Source organism: Serratia sp. Nf2 (assembly GCF_003028435.1).
Classification (GTDB): domain Bacteria; phylum Pseudomonadota; class Gammaproteobacteria; order Enterobacterales; family Enterobacteriaceae; genus Serratia; species Serratia marcescens_L.
This window is the reverse complement of sequence record NZ_PYTW01000009.1, coordinates 87,199-111,810: the sequence shown is the minus strand read 5'-3', so window position 1 is coordinate 111,810 and position 24,612 is coordinate 87,199. Positions and strand designations below refer to the sequence as shown.

24 protein-coding genes are annotated in these 24,612 nt (G+C 62.0%); 15 read left to right on the top strand and 9 right to left on the bottom strand.

The window, feature by feature from the left end; all coding sequences use genetic code 11:
• Nucleotides 1-93 precede the first annotated feature (93 nt).
• The 5 genes from C9411_RS19280 to ltaE all read left to right on the top strand — a co-directional run bounded on the left by C9411_RS19280 (nucleotide 94) and on the right by ltaE (nucleotide 6,892).
• Complete coding sequence (locus tag C9411_RS19280; RefSeq protein WP_004928363.1) at nucleotides 94-990, top strand: lysine exporter LysO family protein; 897 nt, start codon at nucleotides 94-96, stop codon at nucleotides 988-990.
• Between the two features lie 181 nt (nucleotides 991-1,171).
• On the top strand, nucleotides 1,172-2,821 hold the full coding sequence (hcp, locus tag C9411_RS19275) for a hydroxylamine reductase (RefSeq protein ID WP_063989403.1): 1,650 nt from the start codon (nucleotides 1,172-1,174) through the stop codon (nucleotides 2,819-2,821).
• 56 nt (nucleotides 2,822-2,877) lie between these two features.
• Nucleotides 2,878-3,879, top strand: a complete 1,002-nt coding sequence (hcr, locus tag C9411_RS19270) for an NADH oxidoreductase (protein WP_107227707.1) — start codon at nucleotides 2,878-2,880, stop codon at nucleotides 3,877-3,879.
• 199 nt (nucleotides 3,880-4,078) lie between these two features.
• Nucleotides 4,079-5,800, top strand: coding sequence for a ubiquinone-dependent pyruvate dehydrogenase (poxB, locus tag C9411_RS19265; RefSeq protein WP_063989401.1), 1,722 nt, complete (start codon nucleotides 4,079-4,081; stop codon nucleotides 5,798-5,800).
• Nucleotides 5,801-5,875: 75 nt separating this feature from the next.
• Nucleotides 5,876-6,892, top strand: a complete 1,017-nt coding sequence (ltaE, locus tag C9411_RS19260; RefSeq protein ID WP_049202201.1) for a low-specificity L-threonine aldolase — start codon at nucleotides 5,876-5,878, stop codon at nucleotides 6,890-6,892.
• A 30-nt stretch (nucleotides 6,893-6,922) separates the two neighbouring features.
• Here ltaE and C9411_RS19255 read toward each other — a convergent pair whose 3' ends face one another.
• Both C9411_RS19255 and C9411_RS19250 read right to left on the bottom strand, forming a co-directional pair.
• Entirely contained in the window at nucleotides 6,923-7,618 is a 696-nt protein-coding gene (locus C9411_RS19255; protein WP_107227706.1) for an N-acetylmannosamine-6-phosphate 2-epimerase, read from the bottom strand.
• Nucleotides 7,615-9,171, bottom strand: coding sequence for a PTS transporter subunit EIIC (locus tag C9411_RS19250; RefSeq protein ID WP_107227705.1), 1,557 nt, complete (start codon nucleotides 9,169-9,171; stop codon nucleotides 7,615-7,617). The genes C9411_RS19255 and C9411_RS19250 overlap by 4 nt, the downstream gene beginning before the upstream one ends.
• Nucleotides 9,172-9,338: 167 nt before the next feature.
• Between C9411_RS19250 and C9411_RS19245 the strand changes: the two genes are divergently transcribed.
• Nucleotides 9,339-10,166 carry a MurR/RpiR family transcriptional regulator gene (locus C9411_RS19245; protein WP_107227704.1) on the top strand — a complete coding sequence of 276 codons (828 nt, stop codon included), beginning with the start codon at nucleotides 9,339-9,341 and terminating at the stop codon, nucleotides 10,164-10,166.
• Here C9411_RS19245 and C9411_RS19240 read toward each other — a convergent pair whose 3' ends face one another.
• A complete protein-coding gene (locus C9411_RS19240) occupies nucleotides 10,167-10,514 on the bottom strand; it encodes a DUF1294 domain-containing protein (protein ID WP_107227703.1) in 348 nt (115 codons plus the stop codon).
• 151 nt (nucleotides 10,515-10,665) lie between these two features.
• Between C9411_RS19240 and C9411_RS19235 the strand changes: the two genes are divergently transcribed.
• Both C9411_RS19235 and C9411_RS19230 read left to right on the top strand, forming a co-directional pair.
• Nucleotides 10,666-12,105, top strand: a complete 1,440-nt coding sequence (locus tag C9411_RS19235; protein ID WP_063989396.1) for a DUF2867 domain-containing protein — start codon at nucleotides 10,666-10,668, stop codon at nucleotides 12,103-12,105.
• Nucleotides 12,106-12,263: 158 nt separating this feature from the next.
• A complete protein-coding gene (locus C9411_RS19230) occupies nucleotides 12,264-13,274 on the top strand; it encodes an NAD(P)-dependent oxidoreductase (RefSeq protein ID WP_004928393.1) in 1,011 nt (336 codons plus the stop codon).
• Here C9411_RS19230 and C9411_RS19225 read toward each other — a convergent pair whose 3' ends face one another.
• The gene (locus C9411_RS19225; protein WP_107227702.1) at nucleotides 13,275-14,111 is read right to left on the bottom strand and encodes an N-acetylmuramoyl-L-alanine amidase; all 837 of its coding nucleotides are present in this window, start codon (nucleotides 14,109-14,111) and stop codon (nucleotides 13,275-13,277) included.
• Between the two features lie 187 nt (nucleotides 14,112-14,298).
• Here C9411_RS19225 and C9411_RS19220 point away from each other — a divergent pair, with 187 nt between their 5' ends.
• Nucleotides 14,299-15,813, top strand: coding sequence for a DUF3300 domain-containing protein (locus C9411_RS19220; protein WP_107227701.1), 1,515 nt, complete (start codon nucleotides 14,299-14,301; stop codon nucleotides 15,811-15,813).
• A gap of 49 nt (nucleotides 15,814-15,862) precedes the next feature.
• Here C9411_RS19220 and C9411_RS19215 read toward each other — a convergent pair whose 3' ends face one another.
• Nucleotides 15,863-16,186: a heavy metal-binding domain-containing protein gene (locus C9411_RS19215; protein WP_004928400.1), complete on the bottom strand. Its 324-nt coding sequence runs from the start codon at nucleotides 16,184-16,186 to the stop codon at nucleotides 15,863-15,865.
• Between the two features lie 159 nt (nucleotides 16,187-16,345).
• Between C9411_RS19215 and C9411_RS19210 the strand changes: the two genes are divergently transcribed.
• The 6 genes from C9411_RS19210 (at nucleotide 16,346) to artJ (C9411_RS19185) (ending at nucleotide 20,974) form a co-directional block, all read left to right on the top strand.
• Entirely contained in the window at nucleotides 16,346-16,888 is a 543-nt protein-coding gene (locus tag C9411_RS19210; RefSeq protein WP_049202208.1) for a lipoprotein, read from the top strand.
• A gap of 264 nt (nucleotides 16,889-17,152) precedes the next feature.
• Nucleotides 17,153-17,881 carry an arginine ABC transporter ATP-binding protein ArtP gene (gene artP / locus C9411_RS19205; RefSeq protein WP_038884338.1) on the top strand — a complete coding sequence of 243 codons (729 nt, stop codon included), beginning with the start codon at nucleotides 17,153-17,155 and terminating at the stop codon, nucleotides 17,879-17,881.
• Between the two features lie 32 nt (nucleotides 17,882-17,913).
• Entirely contained in the window at nucleotides 17,914-18,645 is a 732-nt protein-coding gene (artJ, locus tag C9411_RS19200) for an arginine ABC transporter substrate-binding protein (protein ID WP_107227700.1), read from the top strand.
• 9 nt (nucleotides 18,646-18,654) lie between these two features.
• The gene (gene artQ / locus C9411_RS19195) at nucleotides 18,655-19,371 is read left to right on the top strand and encodes an arginine ABC transporter permease ArtQ (protein ID WP_025159684.1); all 717 of its coding nucleotides are present in this window, start codon (nucleotides 18,655-18,657) and stop codon (nucleotides 19,369-19,371) included.
• Entirely contained in the window at nucleotides 19,371-20,039 is a 669-nt protein-coding gene (gene artM / locus C9411_RS19190; protein ID WP_033637817.1) for an arginine ABC transporter permease ArtM, read from the top strand. Before artQ ends, artM begins: the two co-directional genes overlap by 1 nt.
• Nucleotides 20,040-20,239: 200 nt before the next feature.
• Nucleotides 20,240-20,974: an arginine ABC transporter substrate-binding protein gene (artJ, locus tag C9411_RS19185; protein ID WP_063989393.1), complete on the top strand. Its 735-nt coding sequence runs from the start codon at nucleotides 20,240-20,242 to the stop codon at nucleotides 20,972-20,974.
• Between the two features lie 32 nt (nucleotides 20,975-21,006).
• Here artJ (C9411_RS19185) and rlmC read toward each other — a convergent pair whose 3' ends face one another.
• The 4 genes from rlmC to potH all read right to left on the bottom strand — a co-directional run bounded on the left by rlmC (nucleotide 21,007) and on the right by potH (nucleotide 24,595).
• Nucleotides 21,007-22,137 (bottom strand): 23S rRNA (uracil(747)-C(5))-methyltransferase RlmC, encoded by a 1,131-nt coding sequence (rlmC, locus tag C9411_RS19180; protein WP_063989392.1) that lies wholly within the window; start codon nucleotides 22,135-22,137, stop codon nucleotides 21,007-21,009.
• A gap of 69 nt (nucleotides 22,138-22,206) precedes the next feature.
• Nucleotides 22,207-22,686 carry a YbjO family protein gene (locus C9411_RS19175; protein WP_107227699.1) on the bottom strand — a complete coding sequence of 160 codons (480 nt, stop codon included), beginning with the start codon at nucleotides 22,684-22,686 and terminating at the stop codon, nucleotides 22,207-22,209.
• Nucleotides 22,687-22,790: 104 nt separating this feature from the next.
• On the bottom strand, nucleotides 22,791-23,636 hold the full coding sequence (gene potI / locus C9411_RS19170; protein WP_025302238.1) for a putrescine ABC transporter permease PotI: 846 nt from the start codon (nucleotides 23,634-23,636) through the stop codon (nucleotides 22,791-22,793).
• Nucleotides 23,633-24,595: a putrescine ABC transporter permease PotH gene (gene potH / locus C9411_RS19165; RefSeq protein WP_107227698.1), complete on the bottom strand. Its 963-nt coding sequence runs from the start codon at nucleotides 24,593-24,595 to the stop codon at nucleotides 23,633-23,635. Before potH ends, potI begins: the two co-directional genes overlap by 4 nt.
• Nucleotides 24,596-24,612: the final 17 nt, after the last annotated feature.

Here is a 24,612-nt window from a genome sequence, read left to right as displayed (position 1 = left end):
AATCTGCCGCTTTACTCCGGCCGGGCTTTTGGTTAGCGTGTGCTCCTCGCCGCCGTTCGGCACGCTTCAAAACTCAAGGACACAAGCTGCACCATGTACTCAGGACTGTTGATTATTCTGTTACCGCTGATTGTCGGTTACCTCATTCCCTTACGCCATCGCCCGCTGCTGGTGCTGATCAACCGGCTGCTGAGCTGGATGGTGTACGTGATCCTGTTTTTCATGGGTATCAGCCTGGCGTTCATGGAAGATCTCAGCAGCAACCTGGTGTTGATCTTCCAGTACAGCGCGGTGTTCTTCTTCTGCATTCTCTGCGCCAATCTGCTGTTGCTGGCGCTGCTGGAGCGGCGCATGCCGTGGCGCAGCAGCCATAAACAGGAAAAGCTGCCTTCGCGCGTGCACATGGCGCTGGAGTCGCTCAAGCTGTGCGGCGTGGTGCTCGGCGGCTTCCTGCTCGGCCTGACGCAGTGGCAATGGCTGCAGTTCGCCCATAAAGGCAGCGAATATGCGCTGATCTTCCTGCTGTTGCTGGTCGGTATTCAGCTGCGCAACAGCGGCATGACGCTGCGCCAGATTGTGCTCAACCGCCGCGGCACGCTGGTGGCGTTGGTGGTGACCGTCGCGTCGCTGGCCGGCGGCGCGCTGGCGGCGCAATTGCTGGGGCTGCCGGTCAAGGCCGGGCTGGCGATGGCCTCCGGCTTCGGCTGGTATTCGCTGTCGGGCATTCTGATCACCGACGCCTACGGCCCGGTAATGGGCAGCGCCGCGTTCTTCAACGATCTGGCGCGCGAGCTGGTGGCGATTATGCTGATCCCGACGCTGGTGCGCCGCAGCCGCTCCACCGCCCTCGGCCTGTGCGGCGCCACCTCGATGGATTTCACCCTGCCGGTGCTGCAGCGCAGCGGCGGGCTGGACATGGTGCCCCCCGCCATCGTGCATGGCTTCCTGCTGAGCCTGCTGGCACCGGTGCTGATCGCCCTGTTCTCCTGAGCCTTTCCCCCTGGGGGCCAGTCGGCCCCCAAAGCGTAATAATTCCCATCCGCATGGCAAAATTGCGCTAAATCAAACTTGCCCGCAGTAGTCGCACAAAAGCCTTTTGCAACCCCGATCGCCGATCTATGCTTTTAAACAAGCATTACAAATGCAACTTTAAAAATAAAAGGAAGCGACTATGTTCTGTGTGCAATGTGAACAAACCATCCGTACCCCGGCAGGCAACGGCTGCTCGTATGCTCAGGGCATGTGCGGCAAGACGGCGGAAACCTCCGATCTGCAGGATCTGCTGGTGGCGGCGCTGCAGGGCCTCTCCGCCTGGGCGCTGCAGGCGCGTTCGCTGGGCATCGTCGACCACGAGATCGACAGCTTCGCCCCGCGCGCCTTCTTCTCCACCTTGACCAACGTCAACTTCGACTCCCAGCGCATCATCGGTTACGCGCGCGAAACCCTGCTGCTGCGCGATTCGTTGGCTGCCCGTTGCCGGCTGCTGGACGCCGGCGTGCGCGTCGATCACCCGATGGCGGCGCTGCAGCTGGCCGGTGACGATATGCCTGCGTTGCTGCAACAGGCGGCGCAGTTTGCCCTCAACAGCGACAAGGCCGAGGTAGGCGACGACGTACACGGGTTGCGCATGCTGTGCCTGTACGGCCTGAAAGGCGCGGCGGCCTATATGGAACACGCGCACGTGCTCGGCCAGTTCGACGAGCAGCTCTATGCCGACTACCACGCCTTCATGGCCTGGCTCGGCACCCGGCCGCGCGACGTCGACACCCTGCTGAACAACGCCATGGGCATCGGCAAGATGAACTTCAACGTGATGGCGATCCTCGATCGCGGCGAAACCCAGGCCTACGGCGATCCGCAGCCCAGCGCGGTCAACGTGCGCCCGGTGGCCGGGAAAGCCATTCTGATCTCCGGCCACGATCTGAAAGATCTGCGCATGCTGCTCGAACAAACCGAAGGGCAAAACGTCAACGTCTACACCCACGGCGAAATGCTGCCGGCGCACGGCTATCCGGAACTGAAAAAATTCAAGCATCTGGTGGGCAACTACGGCAGCGGCTGGCAGAACCAGCAGACGGAATTCGCCAAATTCCCCGGCCCGATCGTGATGACCTCCAACTGCATCATCGATCCTAACGTCGGCCACTACGGCGATCGCATCTGGACCCGCAGCATCGTCGGCTGGCCGGGCGTCAACCATCTGGAAGGCGACGACTTCGGCGCCGTGATCCGCCAGGCGCAGGGCATGAACGGCTTCCCTTATACCGAGATCGAGCATCTGATCACCGTCGGCTTCGGCCGCCAGACGCTGCTGAACGCCGCCGACACGGTGATCGATCTGGTGTCGCAGAAAAAACTGCGCCACGTCTTCCTGGTCGGCGGCTGCGACGGCAGCCGCGACGAGCGCAGCTACTTCACCGACTTCGCCCGCAGCGTGCCGCAAGACTGCCTGATCATGACGCTGGCCTGCGGCAAGTACCGTTTCAACAAGCTGGACTTCGGCACCCTGGAAGGGCTGCCGCGCCTGCTGGACGTCGGCCAGTGCAACGACGCCTACTCCGCCATCATGCTGGCGGTCAAGCTGGCCGACACGCTCGGCTGCAGCGTCAACGAGCTGCCGCTCAGCCTGGTGCTGTCGTGGTTTGAACAGAAGGCGATCGTCATTCTACTGACGCTGCTGTCGCTGGGGGTGAAAAACATCGTCACCGGCCCGACCGCGCCGGGCTTCCTGACCGACAACCTGATGGCGATCCTCAACGAGAAATTCGGCCTGCGTCCGATCACCACCGTCGAGCAGGATATCAACGCGCTGCTCGCCTGATGCCGTTACGTTATGGGGCCGCCTGCGCCGGCCCCTTTGCTTTTTGAGGTGCCCCGATGACTCAACCCACTCCGCTTTGCCCGAACCGCATGCAGGTGCATTCCATCCGACGTGAAACCGCCGACGTCTGGACGCTGAACCTGATCTGCGACGTTTTCTACCCTTATCAGGCGGGCCAGTTTGCGCTGGTCAGCATCCGCAACAGCGACGAGACGCTTCGCGCCTATACGCTCTCCTCCTCGCCCGGCCAGAGCCGCTTTCTCAGCATCAGCGTGCGCTGCCTGCCAGACGGCGTCGGATCGCGCTGGCTGACGCAAGAGATCAAGCCCGGCAACACGCTGTGGTTGTCCGACGCGCAGGGCGAGTTCAGCTGCGAGCGCCACCCGGCCGATCGTTATCTGATGCTGGCCGCCGGCTGCGGCGTGACGCCGATCGTCTCGATGTGCCGCTGGCTGACCGCCAATCGTCCGACCTGCGATATCGCCGTAATCTTTAACGTACGCACCCCCGCCGACACGATTTTCGCCGATCAATGGCGCACGCTGTGCACCGCCCATCCGCAGCTGCGCCTGACGCTGATGGCCGAGCAGGATCTGCAACCCGGCTACCTCAGCGGCCGCATCGATGAACAGACGCTGCAGCAGGCGGCGCCGGATATCGTCGAACGCACGGTGATGACCTGCGGCCCTGCGCCCTACATGGACCACGTGGAGCAGCTGTGCCGCCGGCTCGGCGTGCCGGCCGAGCGTTTCCATAAAGAGCAGTTCCACACGCCGGCGGCGCAGGCCGAGGCCACTGAAGGGCTGACGCTGCGCGCCGCCCGCCCGCTGCGCGAATTCCGCGTGCCGGTCGGCAGCACGCTGCTGGCGGCGATGGAGGCCAATGCCCTGCCGGTCAACGCTGCCTGCCGCGCCGGGGTGTGCGGTTCATGCAAAACCCGTATCCTCGAGGGCGACTACACCACCACCAGCACCATGACGCTGAGCGCGGAAGAGGTGGCGCAAGGCTACGTGCTGGCCTGCAGTTGCCAGCTGCAGGGCGACGTCACGCTGGCGTGATCCCCTGGCCCCATCGCCGCGATGGGGCATTTATCGGCAAGTTCCCTCATCCCCGCCCGGTTACACTTTCCTCCGTCCTACGCTCTTTACCCTTCCTGACCGCATCTCGTCCACAGCCGGTAAGCTATGCTTGCAGTTGTTCTGCTGCCACTCACCGGATCGAGTACACATCGTTTTTCAAACCATGTTTGGGGGAACCATGAAGCAAACCGTAGCCACACTGATCGCCAAAACGCTGGATCAAGCCGGCGTAAAACGCATTTGGGGCGTGACCGGCGATTCGCTCAACGGCCTGAGCGACAGCCTGCACCGCATGGGCACCATCGAATGGCTGGGTACCCGCCATGAAGAGGTGGCCGCCTTCGCCGCCGGCGCCGAAGCCCAGCTCACCGGCCAGTTGGCGGTGTGCGCCGGTTCCTGCGGCCCCGGCAACCTGCACCTGATCAATGGCCTGTTCGACTGCCACCGCAACCATGTGCCGGTGCTGGCGATCGCCGCGCACATCCCTTCCAGCGAAATCGGCAGCGGCTACTTCCAGGAAACGCATCCGCAGGAGCTGTTTCGCGAATGCAGCCACTATTGCGAGCTGGTTTCCAACCCGGAACAGCTGCCGCGCGTGCTGGAGATCGCCATGCGCAAGGCGATCCTCAATCGCGGCGTCTCGGTGGTGGTCTTGCCAGGCGACGTGGCGCTGCGCATGGCGCCGGAAGACGCGACCCTGACCTGGCATACCCCAGCGCTGCCGCTGGTGCAGCCGCCGATGAGCGAGCTGAACAAGCTGGCGGAAACGCTGAATCAGGCGAAAAACATCACCCTGATGTGCGGCAGCGGCTGCGCCGGCGCGCACGATGAGGTGGTCAAGCTGGCCGAGCTGCTGCAGGCGCCGGTGGTGCACGCGCTGCGCGGCAAGGAGCATATCGAATGGGATAACCCTTACAGCGTCGGCATGACCGGGCTGATCGGCTTCTCCTCCGGCTACCATGCGATGATGAACGCCGACACGCTGGTGCTGCTCGGCACCCAGTTCCCCTACCGCGCGTTCTACCCCACCAACGCCAACATCATTCAGATCGACATCAACCCCGGCAGCATCGGCGCGCACTGCCCGGTCAACATGGCGCTGGTGGGCGATATCCACACCACCCTCGCCGCCTTGCTGCCGCAGCTGGAGCCAAAGCGCGATCGGGCGTTCCTCGACAAGGCGCTGGAGCATTACCGCAACGCGCGCAAGGATCTCGACGGGCTGGCGACCGCCAACGACGACCAGCCGATCCACCCGCAGTATCTGGCGCAACAGCTCAGCCAGTACGCCAGCGACGACGCCATCTTCACCTGCGACGTCGGCACACCGACGGTGTGGGCCGCCCGCTACGTGAAAATGAACGGCAAGCGTCGCCTGCTCGGTTCGTTCAACCACGGTTCGATGGCCAACGCCATGCCGCAGGCGATCGGCGCCCAGGCCACCGCGCCGGATAAACAGGTGATCGCCATGTGCGGCGACGGCGGCTTCACCATGCTGATGGGGGATTTTCTGTCGCTGGCACAGCTCAAGCTGCCGGTGAAAATCGTGGTGTTCAACAACAGCGTGCTGGGGTTCGTGGCGATGGAGATGAAGGCCGGCGGCTACCTGACCGACGGCACCGATCTGCATAACCCGGACTTCGCGGCGATCGCCAACGCCGCCGGCATCAAGGGCATCCGCGTAGAAAAAGCCTCGGATCTGGATGGCGCGCTGCAGGAAATGTTGGCGCACCCCGGCCCGGCGCTGCTGGACGTGGTCACCGCCAAGCAAGAGCTGGCGATGCCGCCACAGATCAAGTTCGAACAGGCCAAAGGCTTCAGTCTGTATATGCTGCGCGCCATCATCAACGGCCGCGGTGACGAAGTGGTCGAACTGGCGAAAACCAACTGGCTGCGCTAAGCAAGCTGCCCCCGGTGAACTAAGGGTATATGATGCCATGTACCCTTTTCCTCTCCCTTATATTCCAGGAACCCTATGCTTATCGATCTACGCAGCGACACCGTCACCCGCCCCAGCGCCGCCATGCGCCAGGCGATGGCTCAGGCAGAGGTCGGCGACGACGTCTACGGCGATGACCCGACGGTCAACGCGCTGGAGGCCGAGGCGGTGCGCCTGTCGGGCAAAGAAGCGGCGCTGTTTTTGCCCAGCGGCACCCAGGCCAACCTGGTGGCGCTGCTGAGCCACTGCCAGCGCGGCGACGAGTATCTGGTCGGCCAACAGGCGCACAACTACAAATACGAAGCCGGCGGCGCGGCGGTGCTGGGCAGCATCCAGCCGCAGCCGATCGAGGCCGACGCGGACGGCACACTGCCGCTGGACAAGCTCGCCGCCGCCATCAAACCCGACGATATCCACTTCGCCCGCACCCGGCTGCTGAGTCTGGAAAACACCATCAGCGGCCGAGTTCTGCCGCAGGCCTACCTGCAGCAGGCGTGGCAGTTTACCCGCGAGCGGCAGCTGGCGCTGCATATCGACGGCGCGCGCATCTTCAACGCCGCCGTGGCGTTGAACCTGCCGCTGAAAGAGATCGTGCAATACTGCGACACCTTCACCATTTGCCTGTCGAAAGGACTTGGCGCGCCGGTCGGATCGCTGCTGTGCGGCAGCGAGGCCTTCATTCAGCGCGCGCTGCGTTGGCGCAAGATGACCGGCGGCGGGCTGCGTCAGGCCGGCATCCTGGCGGCGGCCGGCCTCTACGCGTTGGAGCATAACGTCGCGCGGCTGCGCGAAGACCATGACAACGCAGTCTGGCTGGAGCAACAGCTGCGGCAGATCGGCGTAGAGATCGCAGAACCCGGCGCACAGACCAACGTGCTGTACCTGCGCCAATCACCGGCGCTGGCGGCCAAATTCGGCCCTTGGATGCGCGAACGCGGCGTGCTGATCAGCAGCGGTCCGCTGACGCGCATTCTGACCCACCTCGACGTCAGCCGTCAGGATCTGCAGCGGGTGGTCGAGCTGTGGCGGGAGTTCCTCCAGCAGCACGCCTGATCCCTCCTCCCCGGCGCGCCGGGGAGCCCGTCACCGCCCGCCGATGGCCTCGACAAAACGGCGGGTGATCTGCTGCGGGCGCGTAATGGCGCCGCCCACCACGACCGCATGCGCCCCCAACGTCAGGCAGCGTGCGGCCATCGCCGGCGTTTCGACATTGCCCTCGGCGATGACCGGCACCGGCACCGCCGCCAGCACCGCACGCAGAAAGCCGAAATCGTCTTCCGCCAGTCGGGCGCCCCGGCTTTCGGCGGTATAGCCGTGCAGCGTGGTGCCCACGCAGTCAAACCCCAATCTGGCAGCCTCTTGCGCTTCTTCCACGGTGGCAATGTCCGCCATCAGCAGCAGCCGGGGATACCTGGCGCGGATCGCGGCAACCAGCGCCGCCAGCTGCAGCTCCCCTGGCCGAGGGTGGACGGTCGCGTCCAGCGCAATCATCTGCGGCGCCGCGGCCATCAGCTCATCGATTTCACGCAGGGTCGGCGTGATATAGACATCGCTTCCGGCATAATCGCGCTTGATAATGCCGATCACCGGCAACGCCACCGTGCGCATGATGGCTTTAACGTCTTCGACGCCGTTGGCGCGGATCGCCGCCGCACCGCCTTGCTCGGCCGCCAGCGCCATGCGCGCCATGATAAAATCGCTGTGCAGCGGCTCGTCGTCCAGCGCCTGGCAAGACACCACCAGCCGTCCCTGAATCTGCTGCAAAATGGAAAGCGTCATAAATCCAACAACTCCTCGACTTCGTTTTTAATAATGGTCACGTGCGGGCCATAGATCACCTGAACGCCGTTGCCGCGAACGATCACCGCCCGCGCGCCGCTGGCCTTCAGCCCGCTTTCGTCCAGCAACCTGCTCTGTTTTACCGTCACGCGCAGCCGCGTGGCGCAACAATCCAGTTCGACGATATTCTCTTTGCCGCCCAGCGCCGCCAGCACCTGCTGCGAGCGTTCGGTGCCGGTCATCACCGCTTCCGACATGGTTTCCACCTCGCGCCCTGGCGTTTTGAAATTGAAGCGCAAGATCAGGAAACGGAACGTGAAGTAGTACAGGAAGAACCAGGGCACCCCGACCAGCGGCACGTACATCCAGTGGGTTTTCGCTTCGCCCTGCAGCACGCCGAACAGCATGAAATCGATAAAACCGCCGGAGAACGTCTGGCCGATGGTGATATGCAGGATGTGCGCGATCGTGAACGCCAGGCCGTCGAACAGCGCGTGCACCACGTACAGCGCCGGCGCGATGAACAGGAACGAGAATTCGATAGGCTCGGTGATGCCGGTCAGGAAAGAGGTCAGCGCCGCCGACAGCAGCAGCCCGCCGACGCGCTTGCGATTCTCCGGGCGCGCGCTTTGGTACATCGCCAGGCAGGCGCCGATCAGGCCGAACATCATGGTGATAAAGCGGCCGGACATGAAACGCGCCGTGCCGATGTAGAACTGCTGCGTATTCGGGTCGGCCAACTGAGCGAAGAAAATACGCTGTGTGCCTTCCACCAGCTGTCCGTTGATCACTTCGCTGCCGCCGAGTGCGGTAGTCCAGAACGGCAGGTAGAAGATGTGATGCAGGCCGAACGGTCCGAGCATGCGCAGCACGAAGCCGTAGATAAAGGTACCGAGATAGCCGCTGGCATCCACCAGGCCGCCCATGCCGAAGATCAACCGTTGGCAATGCGGCCACAGCACGGTCATCAGGGCGCCGACCGCCATCGCCGCCAGCGAGCTGACGATCGGTACAAAGCGCGAACCGCCGAAAAAACCCAGGAACGGCGGCAGCGCTATCTTGTTGTAGCGGCCGTGCAGATACCAGGTCACCAAACCGATGACCACCCCGCCGAACACCCCGGTCTCCAGCGTCTGGATCCCGAGAATCGTTCCCTGCCCCACCGCGCCGGCGTTCTGCGTGGCCAACGTGCCGTTGATTTTCAACAGCGCATTGATGGTGGCGTTCATGACCAGATAGGCGATCAGCGAGGCCAGCCCCGCCGTGCCCTTGTCGCTTTTGGCCAGCCCCACCGCCACGCCGACCGCGAATAAGACCGCCAGGTTGGCGAACACGACGGCGCCGGCACTGGCCATCACGGTAAATATGCCTTGCAGCCAGCCGACGTCGAGGAAGGGATACGCCTCGACGGTATTGGGATTGGACAGCGCACCACCGATCCCCAACAGCAGACCGGCCGCCGGCAGCACGGCGATCGGCAACATGAACGATTTGCCGAACAGCTGGGCTTTTTCGAACCAGCCGCCGGAGCGCGACAATTCTGGTGTTGACATAAATTTTCCCCCGCTATCATTTTTATAATGAAAATTTTTACCATATTAAAATTAATTTAATGAAAATTTTATTCATAACGATGATCGGCTTCACAATCCGTCGATTTCGCTGGCGAGCGGCGGCGTCTTTCCGCCACAATAGAAACGGGAATACTCAGAAAGGTAACGTGATGAATACAGGCAACTTGTTATTGCGGCTGCGGCAGGATTTGGCGGGGTACAGCCCCACGCTGCAAAAGCTCGGGCACTATCTTCTTGCGGAGCCCTCCCGCGCCGTTTACCTGACCATCACCGAACTGGCACGTGAAAGCGCCACCAGCGAAGCCAGCGTCACGCGGCTGTGCCGCCATCTGGGCTGTAAAGGCTATACCGAATTTAAAATGGCGCTGGCCCTCAGCCTGCAACAAAACCAGCCGGAGGCGACGACGCGGCAAAGCGCGGCGGAAAATTTGGTGGAGGAGAGCGTGCAGGCGCTGCGGGATACCGGCGCGCTGTTGGATCCGCAGGCGCTGCAACAGGCGGCGGACAATCTGCAGCGCTGCGCTTCGGTGCAGATTTACGGCGTCGCCGCCAGCGCCATCATCGGTGATTTCCTGCACTACAAACTGTTGCGCCTCGGCAAACCGGCGCAACTGTTCAGCGACATGCACCGGGCGGCGATGAACGCCGCCTCGCTGAGTGAGCAGGATCTGCTGATCGTCATCTCCAGCTCCGGCTCCACCAAAGACGTGCTGCATGCGGTGGCGTTGGCCAAAGGGCGCGGTGCACGCGTGATCGCAATCAGCAACACCCAACGCAGCCCGCTGGCTAAAATGGCGGATACGCTGCTGGTGGCGGCCAAACCGGAAGGGCCGCTGACCGCCGGCGCCCTGCCGGCCAAGGTCGGCGCCATGCTACTGGTGGAGTTGATGATCGCCGAACTGGCTCAGCGCGATCCCGCCTACGCTCAGGCGATGCAGGCCACCGCCAGCGCTACCCTGCCGCTGTTGTTGTAATCAGAAGATCCAGCGGCCATAAACCCAGTACCACAACCCCAGCACCGCCACCAGGTTGAGCGCCACGCTGAGGATGAACCAGGTTTTAAACGGCTGCTTCTGGGTTTTGTGGCGAAACAGCTGCTGTGCCGCCAGTGCGCCCAACCACCCGCCCAGCGCGCCGAACAGCAACAGCGTCGCCTCCGGCACCCGCCGCCACCCCTTGCGCGCCGCCAGCTTATCGCCGCCGTAGATCAGAAACGTCAGCAGGTTGGCCAACAGCAACCACATCCACACCGGATGCAGCGAGAACAGGCTGGCGATCAGCACCAGGCCCAGCAGGGCGTAACAAATCACATTGAGCTTCATGACATCCGGTTTTTCGTTCGGTAAGGGGGCGCGTAGTGTGAACTCGCGCCGCGACGTATGCAACCGGCTTATACCCATACAAAAAGTGCATTTAAACCCGGGATTTGGCATCCTGTCGTTCAGCCAATCCTCTACCGCACAAGGCGGCCCGATGACACCCCAACGCGTACTGGTTCTTGGAGCCAGCGGCTATATAGGCCAGAACCTGATCCCGCACCTGATCGAACAGGGGCACCAGATTACCGCCGCCGCGCGGCGCATCGAGTGGCTGCAGGAGCGGAACTGGCCGCAGGTCAACTGCCTGTATGCCGATCTGTATCGCCCGGAAACCCTGAGCGCGGCGCTGTGGGAGATAGATACGCTTTACTATCTGGTGCATGCGATGGGCGACGGCGACGACTTTATCGAGAAGGAGCGCCAGGCGGCGGAAAACCTGCGCGACGCGCTGCGCAATGCCAGCGTCAAACAGGTGATCTTCCTCGGCGCGCTGCAGCCGAACGACGACAGCTCACCGCACCTGGCGGCCCGCCGCCTGACCGGCGAGATCTTGCGCCAGAGCGGCGTGCCGGTGACCGAGTTGCGCGCCGGCATCATCGTCGGCCCCGGCTCGGCGGCGTTCGAAGTGATGCGCGACATGGTCTATAACCTGCCGGTGCTGACGCCGCCGCGCTGGGTGCGCTCGAAGTCGTCGCCGGTGGCGCTGGAGAACCTGCTGGTTTATCTGGCCGATCTGCTGGCGCACCCGGCACAGGAACACCGCATCTTCGACGTTGCCGGGCCGGAATACCTCAGCTATCAGGATATGTTCAAACGCTTTATCGCCCTCAGCGGCAAGCGGCGCTGGCTGATCCCGATCCCTTTGCCGACGCGGCTGATTTCGGTGTGGTTCATCAGCCTGATCACCTCGGTGCCGACGCCGATCGCCCGCGCGCTGATCCAGGGGCTGAAGCACGATCTGCCCGCCGACGGCCAGCCGTTGCAGGCCCTGATCCCGCAGCGGCTGCACACCTTTGATCAAGCGGTCGCCACCACGCTGCAGCGCGAACAGGAGGTGGTCGATTCCGCCGACTGGGGCTACGATCCGGCGGCGCGGGCTCGCTGGCGCCCCGGCTACGGTTACTATCCGAAACAGGCCGGTTGTTCGCTGGACACCGCCGCCACCCGCGAGGCCCTGTGGCAAACGGTGCAGCAGCTGGGGGGCGAAGAAGGCTATTTCTACGCCAATATTCTGTGGCGGATCCGCGCCCGCATGGACGACATGATCGGCAACGGCGTGGTCTATGGCCGCCCGGCACGCGCGACCCTGGCGCTGGGCGACGAGATCGACGGCTGGAAAGTCATCACGCTGAAGCCGCTGCGGCAACTGGCGCTGCTGTTCGGCATGAAGGCGCCGGGACTGGGGCGGCTGAGCTTCACCATTACCGATCACGGCGATCGCCGCACGCTGGACGTGCGCGCCTGGTGGCATCCGGCCGGCTTCAGCGGGCTGCTGTATTGGTTCGCCATGATGCCCGCACACCTGTTCATTTTTCGCGGCATGGCGAAGCGCATCGCCGAGCTTGCCGAGAGCCTGGACCGCCAACAGCGCTGAACGGCGTTCATTTGTCGATCAACCGCACAGTTTGCCGCTGTGCTTCGGGGCTTTCCGATTGCATAGCGCACGAAATCACGGAAGAATGGCATCTTATTTGCTGGAGGCGCCGCAAGCGCCCGCCGGTATTCCGATTTTGGGTGAGAATAGAGTCCGTTATGAAGGTATTGGTCACCGGTGCCACCAGTGGGTTAGGCCGTAACGCCGTTGAATATCTGCGCCGCCAGGGCATCAAAGTGCGCGCCACCGGCCGCAACCAGGCGATGGGCGGCCTGCTGGAAAAAATGGGCGCTGAGTTCATTCATGCCGATCTCACCAATCTGATCTCTTCGCAGGCCAAGGCGATGCTGGCCGACGTCGACGTGCTGTGGCACTGCTCCAGCTTTACCTCGCCCTGGGGCACCGAAGAGGCCTTCGAGCTGGCCAACGTCCGCGCCACCCGCCGCCTCGGCGAATGGGCGGCGGCCTACGGCGTGGCGCAGTTCATCCACATCTCTTCTCCGGCGATCTATTTCGATTACCACCATCACCGCAACGTGACCGAAGATTTCCGCCCGCAGCGCTACGCCAACGAATTCGCGCGCAGCAAGGCCGCCGGCGAGCAGGTGATCCAGCAGTTGGCGCTGTCCAATCCGCAGACCCATTTCACCATTCTGCGCCCGCAGGGATTGTTCGGGCCACACGACAAGGTGATGCTGCCAAGGCTGCTACAGATGATCAAACGCTACGGCAACCTGCTGCTGCCGCGCGGCGGCGCGGCGATGGTGGACATGACCTACCTGGAGAATGCGGTGCACGCCATGTGGCTGGCGACGCTAAAAGAAGATACGCCGTCCGGCCGCGCCTACAACATCACCAACCAGCAGCCGCGCCCGCTTCGCACCGTGGTGCAGCAGCTGATCGACGATTTGGGCATGAAATGCCGCATCCGCTCCGTCCCCTATCCGATGCTCGACATGATGGCGCGCGGCATGGAACGCCTCGGCAGCAAAAGCGAGAAGGAGCCGGTGCTGACCCACTACGGCGTCGCCAAACTCAACTTCGACCTCACGCTCGATACCACCCGCGCGCAGCAAGAGCTGGGCTATCAGCCGATCGTCTCGCTGGAAGAAGGCATCGCGCGCACCGCCCGCTGGCTGAAAGATCACGGTAAGCTGCACGGCCTGTAATCAACGCGCCGCGCCGTACTTCACCAGCAGCGCATCGACAATCGCCTCACTCTCTGCATCCGGCTCGCCGCGCACATCGTCGGGCCGGAAGTGCATCTGAAACGCCGCCAGCACATTGCGCTGCTGCCGCGCATCCCATGACGGATCGATCGCATAGCCGTAACGCGCCAGCTTTTCGAGCAGTGCCGCCATCGGCACCGGCGCATGACGATCGCGCCCCGCCAGCAAGCGCTGCACGTCTCGTTCGTCCGGCCAGGCGCCAATGCCGGCCTGCGCCAGCTGCCGCCAAGGGAACAGCGGGCCGGGATCCTGTTTGCGCTGCGGCGCGATGTCGCTGTGTCCCACCACGTCCTGCGGCTGGATGCCGTAGCGTTGGATGATGTCGCGGCTCAGCGGGATCAGCACAGCGATCTGCTCCGCCGTATAGGGCTGCCAGTGGGTGAACAGCATGCTGCGGGTGAAACCCTTGTTGACGATTTCGATGCCGATCGAGGTGTCGTTGAGGTTGCTGCGCCCGCGCCAGCCGCTGGCACCGGCATGCCAGGCACGCATCGCCTCCGGCACCAGCCGGTACACCGTCGGTTTACCGTGCTCGCGCTGCGGGTGCGCCGGCAACAGGTAGTGTGCGCTGACGTGTTCATCGGTCAGCGTTTTCAGCGATGAATGGAAGTCTTCCGCCGTGTAGTGCATCACCAAAAACCGGATGCGCTGATCGGCACCCTGCGCCTGATGCAGGGTTTCGAGCTGGTAAGCGCCGCGATCGACGAGCGTGTCCTGCTGCGGATTTTGGCATCCCGCCAACAGCGCGGCGGCGATGATCCCTGGCCAAATTTTCACTTATCCTCCTGATTGACGTCCGTGAAAGCGGTAACGCCGCGCGATTAATCTGTGTCCAATCATCACGCTCATCGAGAAATGATGACAGACAACGCCGATGTGCAAGCGGGTGTTTCTCCCGACTGGCGGCCTCTCACGCCCATGATAGTCTCAAAGTATCATCTGCGCTGAAAGAGCGGAGTCGAACATGTTCACCCCACGCTATCTGTCCTGGTTGCTCTGCGCCGCCATACTGCCGCTCAGCGGCTGCGATCGGCAAAAAGTCGCCGACGCGATGGGCGCAAGCGCCCCGCCCCCGACCGCTCCCGCCGCCAATGTGAGTGCGCCGGCCTATACGCCGCTGACCGCCGATCAGCTGTACCAGCTGGTCAGCCCGGTGGCGCTGTTCCCCGACAAGCTGCTGGCGCAGGTGTTGGCCGGCGCAGGTTATCCCGACCAAATCAGCGCCGCAGATGCCTGGCTGGTGCAAAACCGCGGCCTGCAGCCGGCGGCACTCAGCTCGGCAGCCGACGCTCAACCCTGGGATCCCAGCGTGCGCGGCCTGGTGCAATTCCCCGACGTACTCGATCAGATGGCGAAAAACATCCCCTGGACCACGGCTCTGGGCAGCGCCTACCTCAATGATCCCACCGACGTGATGAACGCCATTCAGGTGATGCGCCAGCGGGCGGCCAGACAGGGCACGCTGAAAAACAGCCCGCAGCAGCGCATCGTCGTAGCGCCGACGACGCGTTATGTCGAACAGCAGCCCTATCGTCAGAGCGTGGTGGCGGCGCCGGGCGAAACCATCGTCATCGAACCCAGCCAGCCGGATACGGTTTACGTCCCGCATTACGACCCTTGGGTGGCCTACGGCACGCCGATCCCCGCCTATCCGAGCTATCGGTATCAACCTTCAGGCTACAGCGGCGGCGACATGTTGGCAGCCGGCGCGATCAGCTTCGGCGTCGGCATCGCGGTCGCCTCATTGTTCAATCAGCACAACAGCGGCTGGCATAGCTGGGATATGCGCTGGGACGATCGACGCCAACCGGTGGTCTACCGCAATGCGCCCTACGTGTCGCATTCCACCACCGTGGTAAATCGCGTCACCAACATCAATCAATATAACAACGTCAACAATGTGAATCGCAGCACCCACACGGTGAATAACTACAGCAATACGACCGCCGCGCCGACGCCGCATTTCAGCCAGCCGACGCCTGGCGCGCAGCCGCGCGTCGCGCCTGCAGCCCATGCGCCGATGACCCTGCCGAACTTTGCGCATACTCAGCCGGTAGCGGCCGCACCGCACGTGCAACAGCCGATAAACGCGCCCCATGTGCGGCAACCGATGAGCATGCCGACGTTCACGCATACCGCGCCTGCGGCGCCCCACGCGCAGCAGCCGATGGCCGTGCATTCAGCACCGGTACAGACACATCCGATGCCGGCCGTCGCGCCGGTGCATCCATCTGCCGTGCGCCCTCTGGTTCAGGAAGCGCCGCACGTCGTTCAGCCGATGGTGCGTGAACCGGCCGCAACGCAGCATCCGGCGTTAGTCCGCCCGGCACCAGTGCCGCAAGCACGCGTCATGCCGCATCCTGCCCCGGCGCCGCAGATCCACCAGCCGTCCGCTCAGCCGATATCGCATCGCCAGACGCCGGCGCCGGTGAAACCGCAGGAACACCGCCCGATCGTCGAGCAGCACAAGGTGGGATGAACCAACAGGATGTCGCCCCGGCAGAACGGCCGGGGCGCGGAGAATGGCGTTAGCGGCTGACTTTCACCGCGGTGCCACTGACGGTCACCATCAGCATGCTGCCGTCTTTGCCAACGGTTTCATAATCGATATCGATGCCGACCACCGCGTTGGCGCCCAGCTCTTTCGCCTGATCTTCCAGTTCTTCGAACGCAATCAAGCGCGCCTTGCGCAACTCTTTCTCATAAGCGCCCGAGCGGCCGCCGACGATATCGCGCACGCCGGCGAAGAAATCACGAAAAATGTTGGCACCGAGGATCGCTTCGCCGGTGACGACGCCACAGTATTCGGTGATGGTGAACCCTTCCAGGGTCGGGGTAGTTGAAAGCTGCATCAGAATTCCTTGTTTGATTAATTCAACGTATCTATGACCAGAAGATTGGCGTTATGTTCGCTTAATCAATGGCACGCAGTACGAATGCAAGGCCAAAAAACGCATTTATACTGTAAGCTATCGGTCTTCATGGTAGAGACTTTCACATAAGGTAATAAGATGAAAACAAAAACGATTGCGGCTGTTTTACCCTTAGCGCTGTTGCTGAGTGCCTGTACCACGGTGGAACCGGCATACAAGGATATCGGCACCCGCAGCGGCAGCTGTGTGGAAGGCGGCCCGGATACGGTCGCGCAAAAATTCTATGACCTGCGCATCCAGCAGGGTGCCGGCTTGCCGGACAGCAACCGCCTGGCGCAGCTGCAGCCCTATCTGAGCAAAGTGCTGTATCAGGATCTGGTCAGCGCCGGTCAGAACCCGGGCAAGCACCGGATAACCGGCGATCTGTTCTCCGGCAATGCGCAGGGGCCAAGCAGCGCCTCCGTCGCCAGCGCCTCGACCATTCCTAACACCGATGCGAAAAACATCCCGCTGCGCGTTGACTTGAGCTACCAAAAAGACGCCAACAGCACCGTGAACTGGCAGGACGAAGTGCTGATGGTGCGCGAAGGGACCTGCTGGGTGGTTGATGATATTCGCTACCTGAATGTTCCAGCGCACGCCACCAACGGCAGCGTGCGCCAGGTGCTGGAAAACCAGTAACCCGCAATACCCCGGCCGACGCGGGCTTGCCGCGTCGGTCATCCCCGCCGTCCGTCCACCGCTCGAATTTCGTCCAATAGAAAAAATTTCGCTACCGATCTCACAGCCTGCGCCACAAATCCCCTCCCTCGGCTTGAGTCGCGGTATCTTGTGCTAATCTTTTACTGTCCCGCCGCACACTCATAAATTTTAACGCACAAAGATTGCATAAGTATTCTGTGGAAGTTAACATTTGCGGCATCAATGTCTATTCAATTCTGGCGCATGAGTATTCAACTTAACGGTATCAATTGCTATTACGGCGCTCACCAGGCGCTGTTTGACATCACGCTGGATTGTCCAGCCGGGGAAACCCTGGTGCTGCTTGGCCCAAGCGGCGCCGGGAAAAGTTCATTGCTGCGGGTGCTGAACCTGCTGGAAATGCCGCGTTCGGGCCAACTGCAGATCGCCGGCAACCAATTCGACTTCAAGCAGGCGCCGGGCGAGAAAGCCATTCGCGAACTGCGCCAAAATGTCGGCATGGTCTTCCAGCAATACAACCTGTGGCCTCACCTCACCGTGGTTCAGAATCTGATCGAAGCGCCTTGCCGCGTGCTGGGTCTGACCAAGGCTCAGGCGATGGAGCGTGCCGACAAGCTGCTCAAGCGTCTGCGCCTGACCGACTTCGCCGATCGCTTCCCGCTTCACCTTTCCGGCGGCCAGCAGCAGCGCGTGGCGATCGCCCGTGCCCTGATGATGGAACCGCAGGTGCTGCTGTTCGATGAACCGACCGCGGCGCTGGATCCGGAAATCACCGCGCAGATCGTCAGCATCATTCGCGAACTGGCCGGCACCGGCATCACGCAGGTGATCGTCACTCACGAAGTGGAAGTGGCGCGCAAGACCGCCAGCCGCGTGGTGTACATGGAAAACGGCCACGTGGTAGAGCAAGGCGACAGCAGCCACTTCACGCAGCCGCGGACCACCGAGTTTGCCAACTACTTATCACACTAACAATTAACTTGCTGTAATTTGGGGAGTTTGCGATGAAAAAACTAATAATCGCCGCCGTTCTGGCCGGCATCAGCGTTTCCGCCTCCGCAGCCGAAACGATCCGTTTCGCTACCGAAGCCTCCTATCCTCCATTTGAATTTATTGACGCCAGCAACAAGATTCAGGGTTTTGATGTCGATCTGGCGAACGCCCTGTGCAAAGAGATGCAGGCCGAGTGCACCTTCACCAACCAGGCGTTCGACAGCCTGATCCCGAGCCTGAAGTTCAAGCGTTTCGATGCGGTGATGGCCGGTATGGACATCACGCCGGAGCGTGAAAAGCAGGTGCTGTTCACCAAGCCGTACTACGATAACTCGGCGCTGTTCATCGCGCAGAAAGGCAAAATCGCCGACGTGGCGGCGCTGAAAGGCAAGAAAGTGGGCGTGCAAAACGGCACCACCCACCAGAAATACCTGACCGACAAGCACCCGGAAATCACCACCGTGCCTTACGACAGCTACCAGAACGCCATTTTGGATCTGAAGAACGGCCGCGTTGATGCGGTGTTCGGCGATACCGCGGTGGTCAACGAATGGCTGAAGCAGAATGACGCGCTGGCGGCAGTGGGCGCCAAAGTGACGGATAAAGACTACTTCGGCACCGGCCTCGGCATCGCGGTACGCCAGAAGAACACCGATCTGCAGAGCAAGTTCAACGCCGCTCTGGACAAGATCAAGCAGGATGGGACCTATGAAACCATCTACAAAAAATGGTTCCAGCAGTAATACGCCCCGATGAATGAATTACAACCTTTAGCAAGCGCCGCCGGCATGACCGTCGGCCTTGCCGTTTGCGCCCTGATCCTCGGGCTGATTCTGGCGATGCTGTTCGCCGTATGGGAATCGTCCCGCTGGAAAGCGGTCAGTTGGCTCGGCACCGCCTGGGTGACCGTGCTGCGCGGCCTGCCGGAAATCCTGGTGGTGCTGTTTATCTATTTCGGCTCGTCGCAGCTGCTGCTGATGCTCTCCGACGGCTTTACCCTCAACCTCGGTCTGTTCCAGCTGCCGATTCAGCTGGCGATCGACAATTTCGAAGTCAGCCCGTTCCTGTGCGGGGTGATCGCTTTGGCCCTGCTCTATTCCGCCTACGCTTCGCAGACGCTGCGCGGCGCGCTCAAAGCGGTACCGCAGGGGCAGTGGGAATCCGGCCAGGCGCTGGGGCTCGGCAAGGCCGCGATCTTCTTTCGCCTGATCATGCCGCAGATGTGGCGCCACGCCCTGCCCGGCCTCGGCAACCAGTGGCTGGTGTTGCTGAAAGACACCGCGCTGGTGTCGCTGATCAGCGTGAACGATCTGATGCTGCAAACCAAGAGTATCGCCACCCGCACCCAGGAGCCTTTTACCTGGTATGTGATCGCGGCAGCCATCTACCTGCTGGTGACGCTGTTCAGCCAATACGTCATCAAACGCATTGAGCTGCGCGCCACGCGCTTTGAGCGAGGGCCGGTCTGATGATTGAGTATTTACCGGAGATCCTCAAAGGGTTGCACACCAGCCTGACGCTGACCGTTGCCGCGCTGATCGTCGCGCTGGTGCTGTCGCTGCTGCTGACGGTGATCCTGACGCTGAAAACGCCGATCCTGACGCCGCTGGTCAAGATCTACGTGACGCTGTTCACCGGCACGCCGTTGCTGGTGCAGATCTTCCTGATCTACTACGGCCCCGGTCAGTTCCCGGCAATCCGCGACTACCCGTGGCTGTGGAACCTGCTGTCGCAGCCCTGGCTGTGCGCGATGATAGCGCTGGCGCTGAACAGCGCGGCCTACACCACGCAGTTGTTCTACGGCGCGGTGCGCGCCATTCCCGCCGGGCAATGGCAGTCATGCGAAGCGCTGGGCATGTCGCGCCGGCAGACGCTGCGCATCCTGCTGCCGTTCGCCTTCAAGCGCGCGCTGTCGTCTTACTCCAACGAAGTGGTGCTGGTGTTCAAAAGCACCTCGCTGGCTTACACCATCACGCTGATGGAGGTGATGGGTTACAGCCAGCTGATGTACGGCCGCACCTACGACGTCATGGTATTCGGCGCCGCGGGCCTGGTGTACCTGTGCGTCAACGGCCTGCTGACGCTGCTGATGCGGCTGGTGGAGCGCCGCGCGCTGGCGTTTGAGCGCCGCAACTGAGGCCGCCTCTCCCCATGAGCCCCGCCATTGTGCGGGGCTTTTTTTATCCCTACAGCAATATTTAATCATTTACATTGCATTTTAATTCACTCAATGGCAGGGTTATCAGCAGACGCACGCGCAAAAATCTCTGGCGATTACCAGTAAAAACAAACGATAGCGAAATAATCACTTTCAGGATCCAGACAGGAGCTCTACGCATGAAAAAACTGCTGCTTGCCGCGACGATGTTGGCCGGGATGACCTTTAACGCCACCGCGGCCGAGACTATCCGCTTCGCCGCTTCCGCCACCTACCCGCCGTTCGAATCGCTGGACGCCAACAACCAGATCGTCGGCTTCGATATCGATCTGGCCAACGCGCTGTGCAAGCAGATGCAGGCGCAGTGCACCTTCACCAACCAGGCGTTCGACAGCCTGATCGCCGCGCTGAAATTCAAGAAATACGATGCGGTGATTTCCGGGATGGACATCACGCCGGAGCGCAGCAAACAGGTCGCCTTCACCCAGCCTTACTACGCCAACTCGGCGATCGTGATCGCGCAAAAAGGCAAGTTCAGTTCGCTGGCGGATCTGAAAGGCAAAAAGCTCGGCATGGAAAACGGCACCACCCACCAGAAATACATGCAGGACAAGCATCCGGAGATTAACACCGTCTCTTACGACAGCTACCAGAACGCCATTCTGGAGCTGAAAAACGGCCGTATCGACGGCGTGTTCGGCGACACCGCCGTGGTGAACGAGTGGCTGAAAACCAACCCGCAGCTGGCGCCGGTGGGCGAGCACATCACCGATGCGCAATACTTCGGCACCGGTCTCGGCATCGCGGTGCGCCCGGATAACCAGGCGCTGCTGGCCAAGCTGAACGCCGCGCTGGACGCCATCAAGGCCGACGGCACCTACCAGGCCATCAACGACAAGTGGTTCCCGCAGTAAGCAATAAGGCCCGGATAACCGGGCCTTATGTTTTATAAAATCCGCACCAACAGCGTCAGCACTTCGTAGTGTGCGGTATGCGGGAACATGTCGAACAGCTGCACCCGTTCGATGCGGTACCCCGGCAACATCTCGATATCTTTCGCCATGCTCTCGGCGTTGCAACTGGAATAGAGAATAGAGTCCGGCGCCATCCGGCCCAAATAATCGCACAGTGCCTGGCCGATGCCGCGCCGCGGCGGGTTGACCAGCACCAGCTGCGGCACCTGGCCTTCGGCGGTGGCGAAGCGGGTGGAATCGAGCGCCTGAAAATCGACGTGCAACAGCCCTAACCGCTGCGCCGACTGGCGCGCGCAGGCGATCGCTTCCGCGCTGATTTCGATGCCAGTCAGCCGCGTTTGCGGTTGCGCGCAGTGCAGGCCAAAGCCGCCGACGCCGCAGAACAGATCCCACATGCTGTCGATAGCGAGCGCGCGCACCCAGTCGCGGGCGGTAGCATACAGATCGGCGGCCACCTGCGGGTTGGTCTGGAAGAAGCTTTGCGGGCGGATGAAGAGCGGCACCTGATTGAACTGTTCCTCGAGCGCCTGCTGTTCGGTCAGCGCGATCTCGCGTTCCCCTTCCATGATCGCCATGTGCACCGGCTGAATATTGGCGGAGATCACCTTGAGCTGCGGCAACTGCTGCTGCAGCCACGGCAGCGCGGCGCGCAGCTGCGCCAGCTTGGTTTCCGAGCGCAGCACGAAACGCAGCATCACACCGCCGTCGAGCGTGCTTTCGGTCAGCAGCAGGTATTTCAGCTCGCCGCGTTTGCGCGCCACGTTATACGGCGTCAGGCCCGCACGGGCGATGAAGCTTTTCAGCACCGCAAACATCGGCGCAAAACCGGCGGGATACAGCGGGCAGTCGCTCAGATCGACCGGCGTGCCGTCACGGTGCAGCATGCCGAGCAGCGGGCGCTCCACGCTGCCGCTGACCACCATCTTGGCTTTATTGCGAAATGCGCTCAGTTCCCCCGTCGCCGGCTGCAGCCACTGCGCGACGTCGCGCCCGGCCAGCAGCGATTGCAGGTGATGCTGTTTGTCGGCCAATTGCTGCGGATAGGGCTTTTCCAGCCACTGACAGGAACGGCAAGTGCCCGCCGTATACAAAGCGCAATGCATGAAGATTACCGTGAAGTTCAGGATGACGAATTAAGGGCGCAGAGTTTACCACTCCGCGCGCCTAAAATCTCACTTGCGCGCGGTGAAGAAGCGGCGGCTGGCGGTGGGAACAAACAGCAACGCCAGGATCACCGCGTCGGGGATCTTTTGCAGGATCAGAACGTGCAGGATTTGGCCGCTGGTTTCGCCTTCCACGGTGAACACCTCGGGAAAGACGCTGCCGATGGTGGCCAACAGCAGGTAAACCACCACAATGCACTGGCAGGCCACATAGCCCCAGCGCCCCCAGTTGCGCCCGCGCATCACCGCAAAACCGCAGCTGATTTGCAGGCACAGCAGCAACAGGCCGGCCAGAAAAATAAAGGTAGAATCCCATGCCTGCGCGCTGGTGTTGACGAACTCCTGCGCACCGTCGACGCCCAGTTCGCCCAACAGCAACACCACGCTGATACACTTGCTCGCCACCATGGCGGTGCCCGCCACCATCACCGGCACCGGCGCATCCGAAGTCGATCTCATTCCCTGCCCGCTTTTCAGCATGTCTGACATATCCGTGTTCCGCTACGACGCGCCACCAATACAGATGGCGCATGTAAAGTCAGGTAGTTAGTTGCAATACTTATTGATTGCAAAAATAGCAGGTTTGTTACGATTCAGCTACGGGCCGCCCGCTGCAATTCGCGCGATCGTTGCTTTTCCGAGCGCGCCATAAACCACCAGGCGATCAGGCCGAGAATGCCCACCACCAGCAGGATCAAACTGGCCAGCGCGTTAATTTCCGGATTTACCCCCATGCGCACGCTGGAGAATACCAGCATCGGCAGCGTGGTGGCGCCCGGGCCGGAGACGAAGCTGGCGATCACCAGGTCGTCCAGCGACAGGGTAAACGCCAGCATCCAGCCGGAGATCAGCGCCGGCGCGATCATCGGCAAGGTGATGACGAAGAACACCTTCAGCGGCGGCGCCCCCAAATCCATCGCCGCTTCCTCGATCGAGCGATCCACCTCGCGCAGGCGCGAGCTGATCACCACCGCCACGTAAGCGGTACAGAACGTGACATGCGCCAGCCAGATGGTGAACATGCCGCGTTCCGACGGCCAGCCGAAAGCGTGCCCCATCGCCACGAACAGCAGCAGCAGCGACAGGCCGGTGATCACGTCCGGCATCACCAGCGGTGCGGTCAGCATAAACGCAAAACCGGTCGAACCGCGAAAGCGGCCGAAGCGCACCATCACCACCGCGGCGATGGCGCCCAGTACCACCGCGGCGGTGGCGGAGGCAGCGGCGATGGTCAGGCTGAGCCCCACCGCGCTGATCATCGCCGAGTCGTGGAAAAGTTCGGTATACCAGCGCGTGGACCAGCCGGCCCACACCGTCACCAGCTTGGAGCTGTTGAAAGAGTAGATCACCAACATCAGCATCGGCGCATACAGGAAGGTAAAGCCGACCGTCAGGATGGCGATGCGCCACGGTGAACGCACTACCGGCAAGTTGTTCATTCCTGCCCCCCCATTTCCTTGTTCTGGTGTTTGTGGAACCACAAAATTGGCACGATCAGCAACAGCAGCATGATGGTGGCGACCGCCGAGGCCACCGGCCAGTCGCGGTTATTGAAGAACTCCTGCCACAGCACGCGGCCGATCATGATGCTGTCCGGCCCACCGAGCAGTTCCGGGATCACGAACTCGCCCACCGCCGGAATGAACACCAGCATCGAACCGGCGATGATGCCGCCGCGCGTCAGCGGCACGATCACGCTGAAGAAGGTTTTCAGCGGCCGGGCCCCCAGATCCAGTGACGCCTCCACCAGCGAGTAATCCAGCCGGATCAGCGCCGTGTAGATCGGCAGCACCATAAACGGCAGATAGGAATAAACGATGCCGATATACACCGCCAGGTTAGTGTGCAGGATCACCAGCGGCTGATCGATCACCCCTAGCCACATCAGAAAGTTATTCAGAATGCCGTTGTTTTTCAGAATGCCCATCCAGGCATAGACGCGGATCAGGAACGAGGTCCAGGAAGGCAGGATCACCAGCAGCAGCAGAATGTTGCGGGTTGACGCCTTGCTGTGGGCCACCGCCCAGGCCAGCGGATAGCCGATGATCAGGCAGCACAGCGTCGAGACCGCCGCCACGCGCAGCGACTGCAGATAGGCGTCGATATACAGCGGATCGTCGGTCAGCTGCAGGTAGTTGGCGAAGTTGAGCGCGATGTTCAGCTTGCCGTCCACCCAGCTCATCAGCTCGGTGTAGGGCGGCACCGCCAGCGCCAGCTCCGCCAGGCTGATCTTGAACACGATCAGGAACGGCAACATGAACAGCAGCGTCAGCCATAAATACGGCAGCGCGATCACCAGCTTGCGGCCATGGGCCATCAGCAGGCGGTGGAACAGCGCCTTGAAGGTGCCGGGCGTTTTGGCCGGCGGCTCCGGCGTGCGTTCAGAAAGCAGGGTCATACGGGTTACTCCTCACC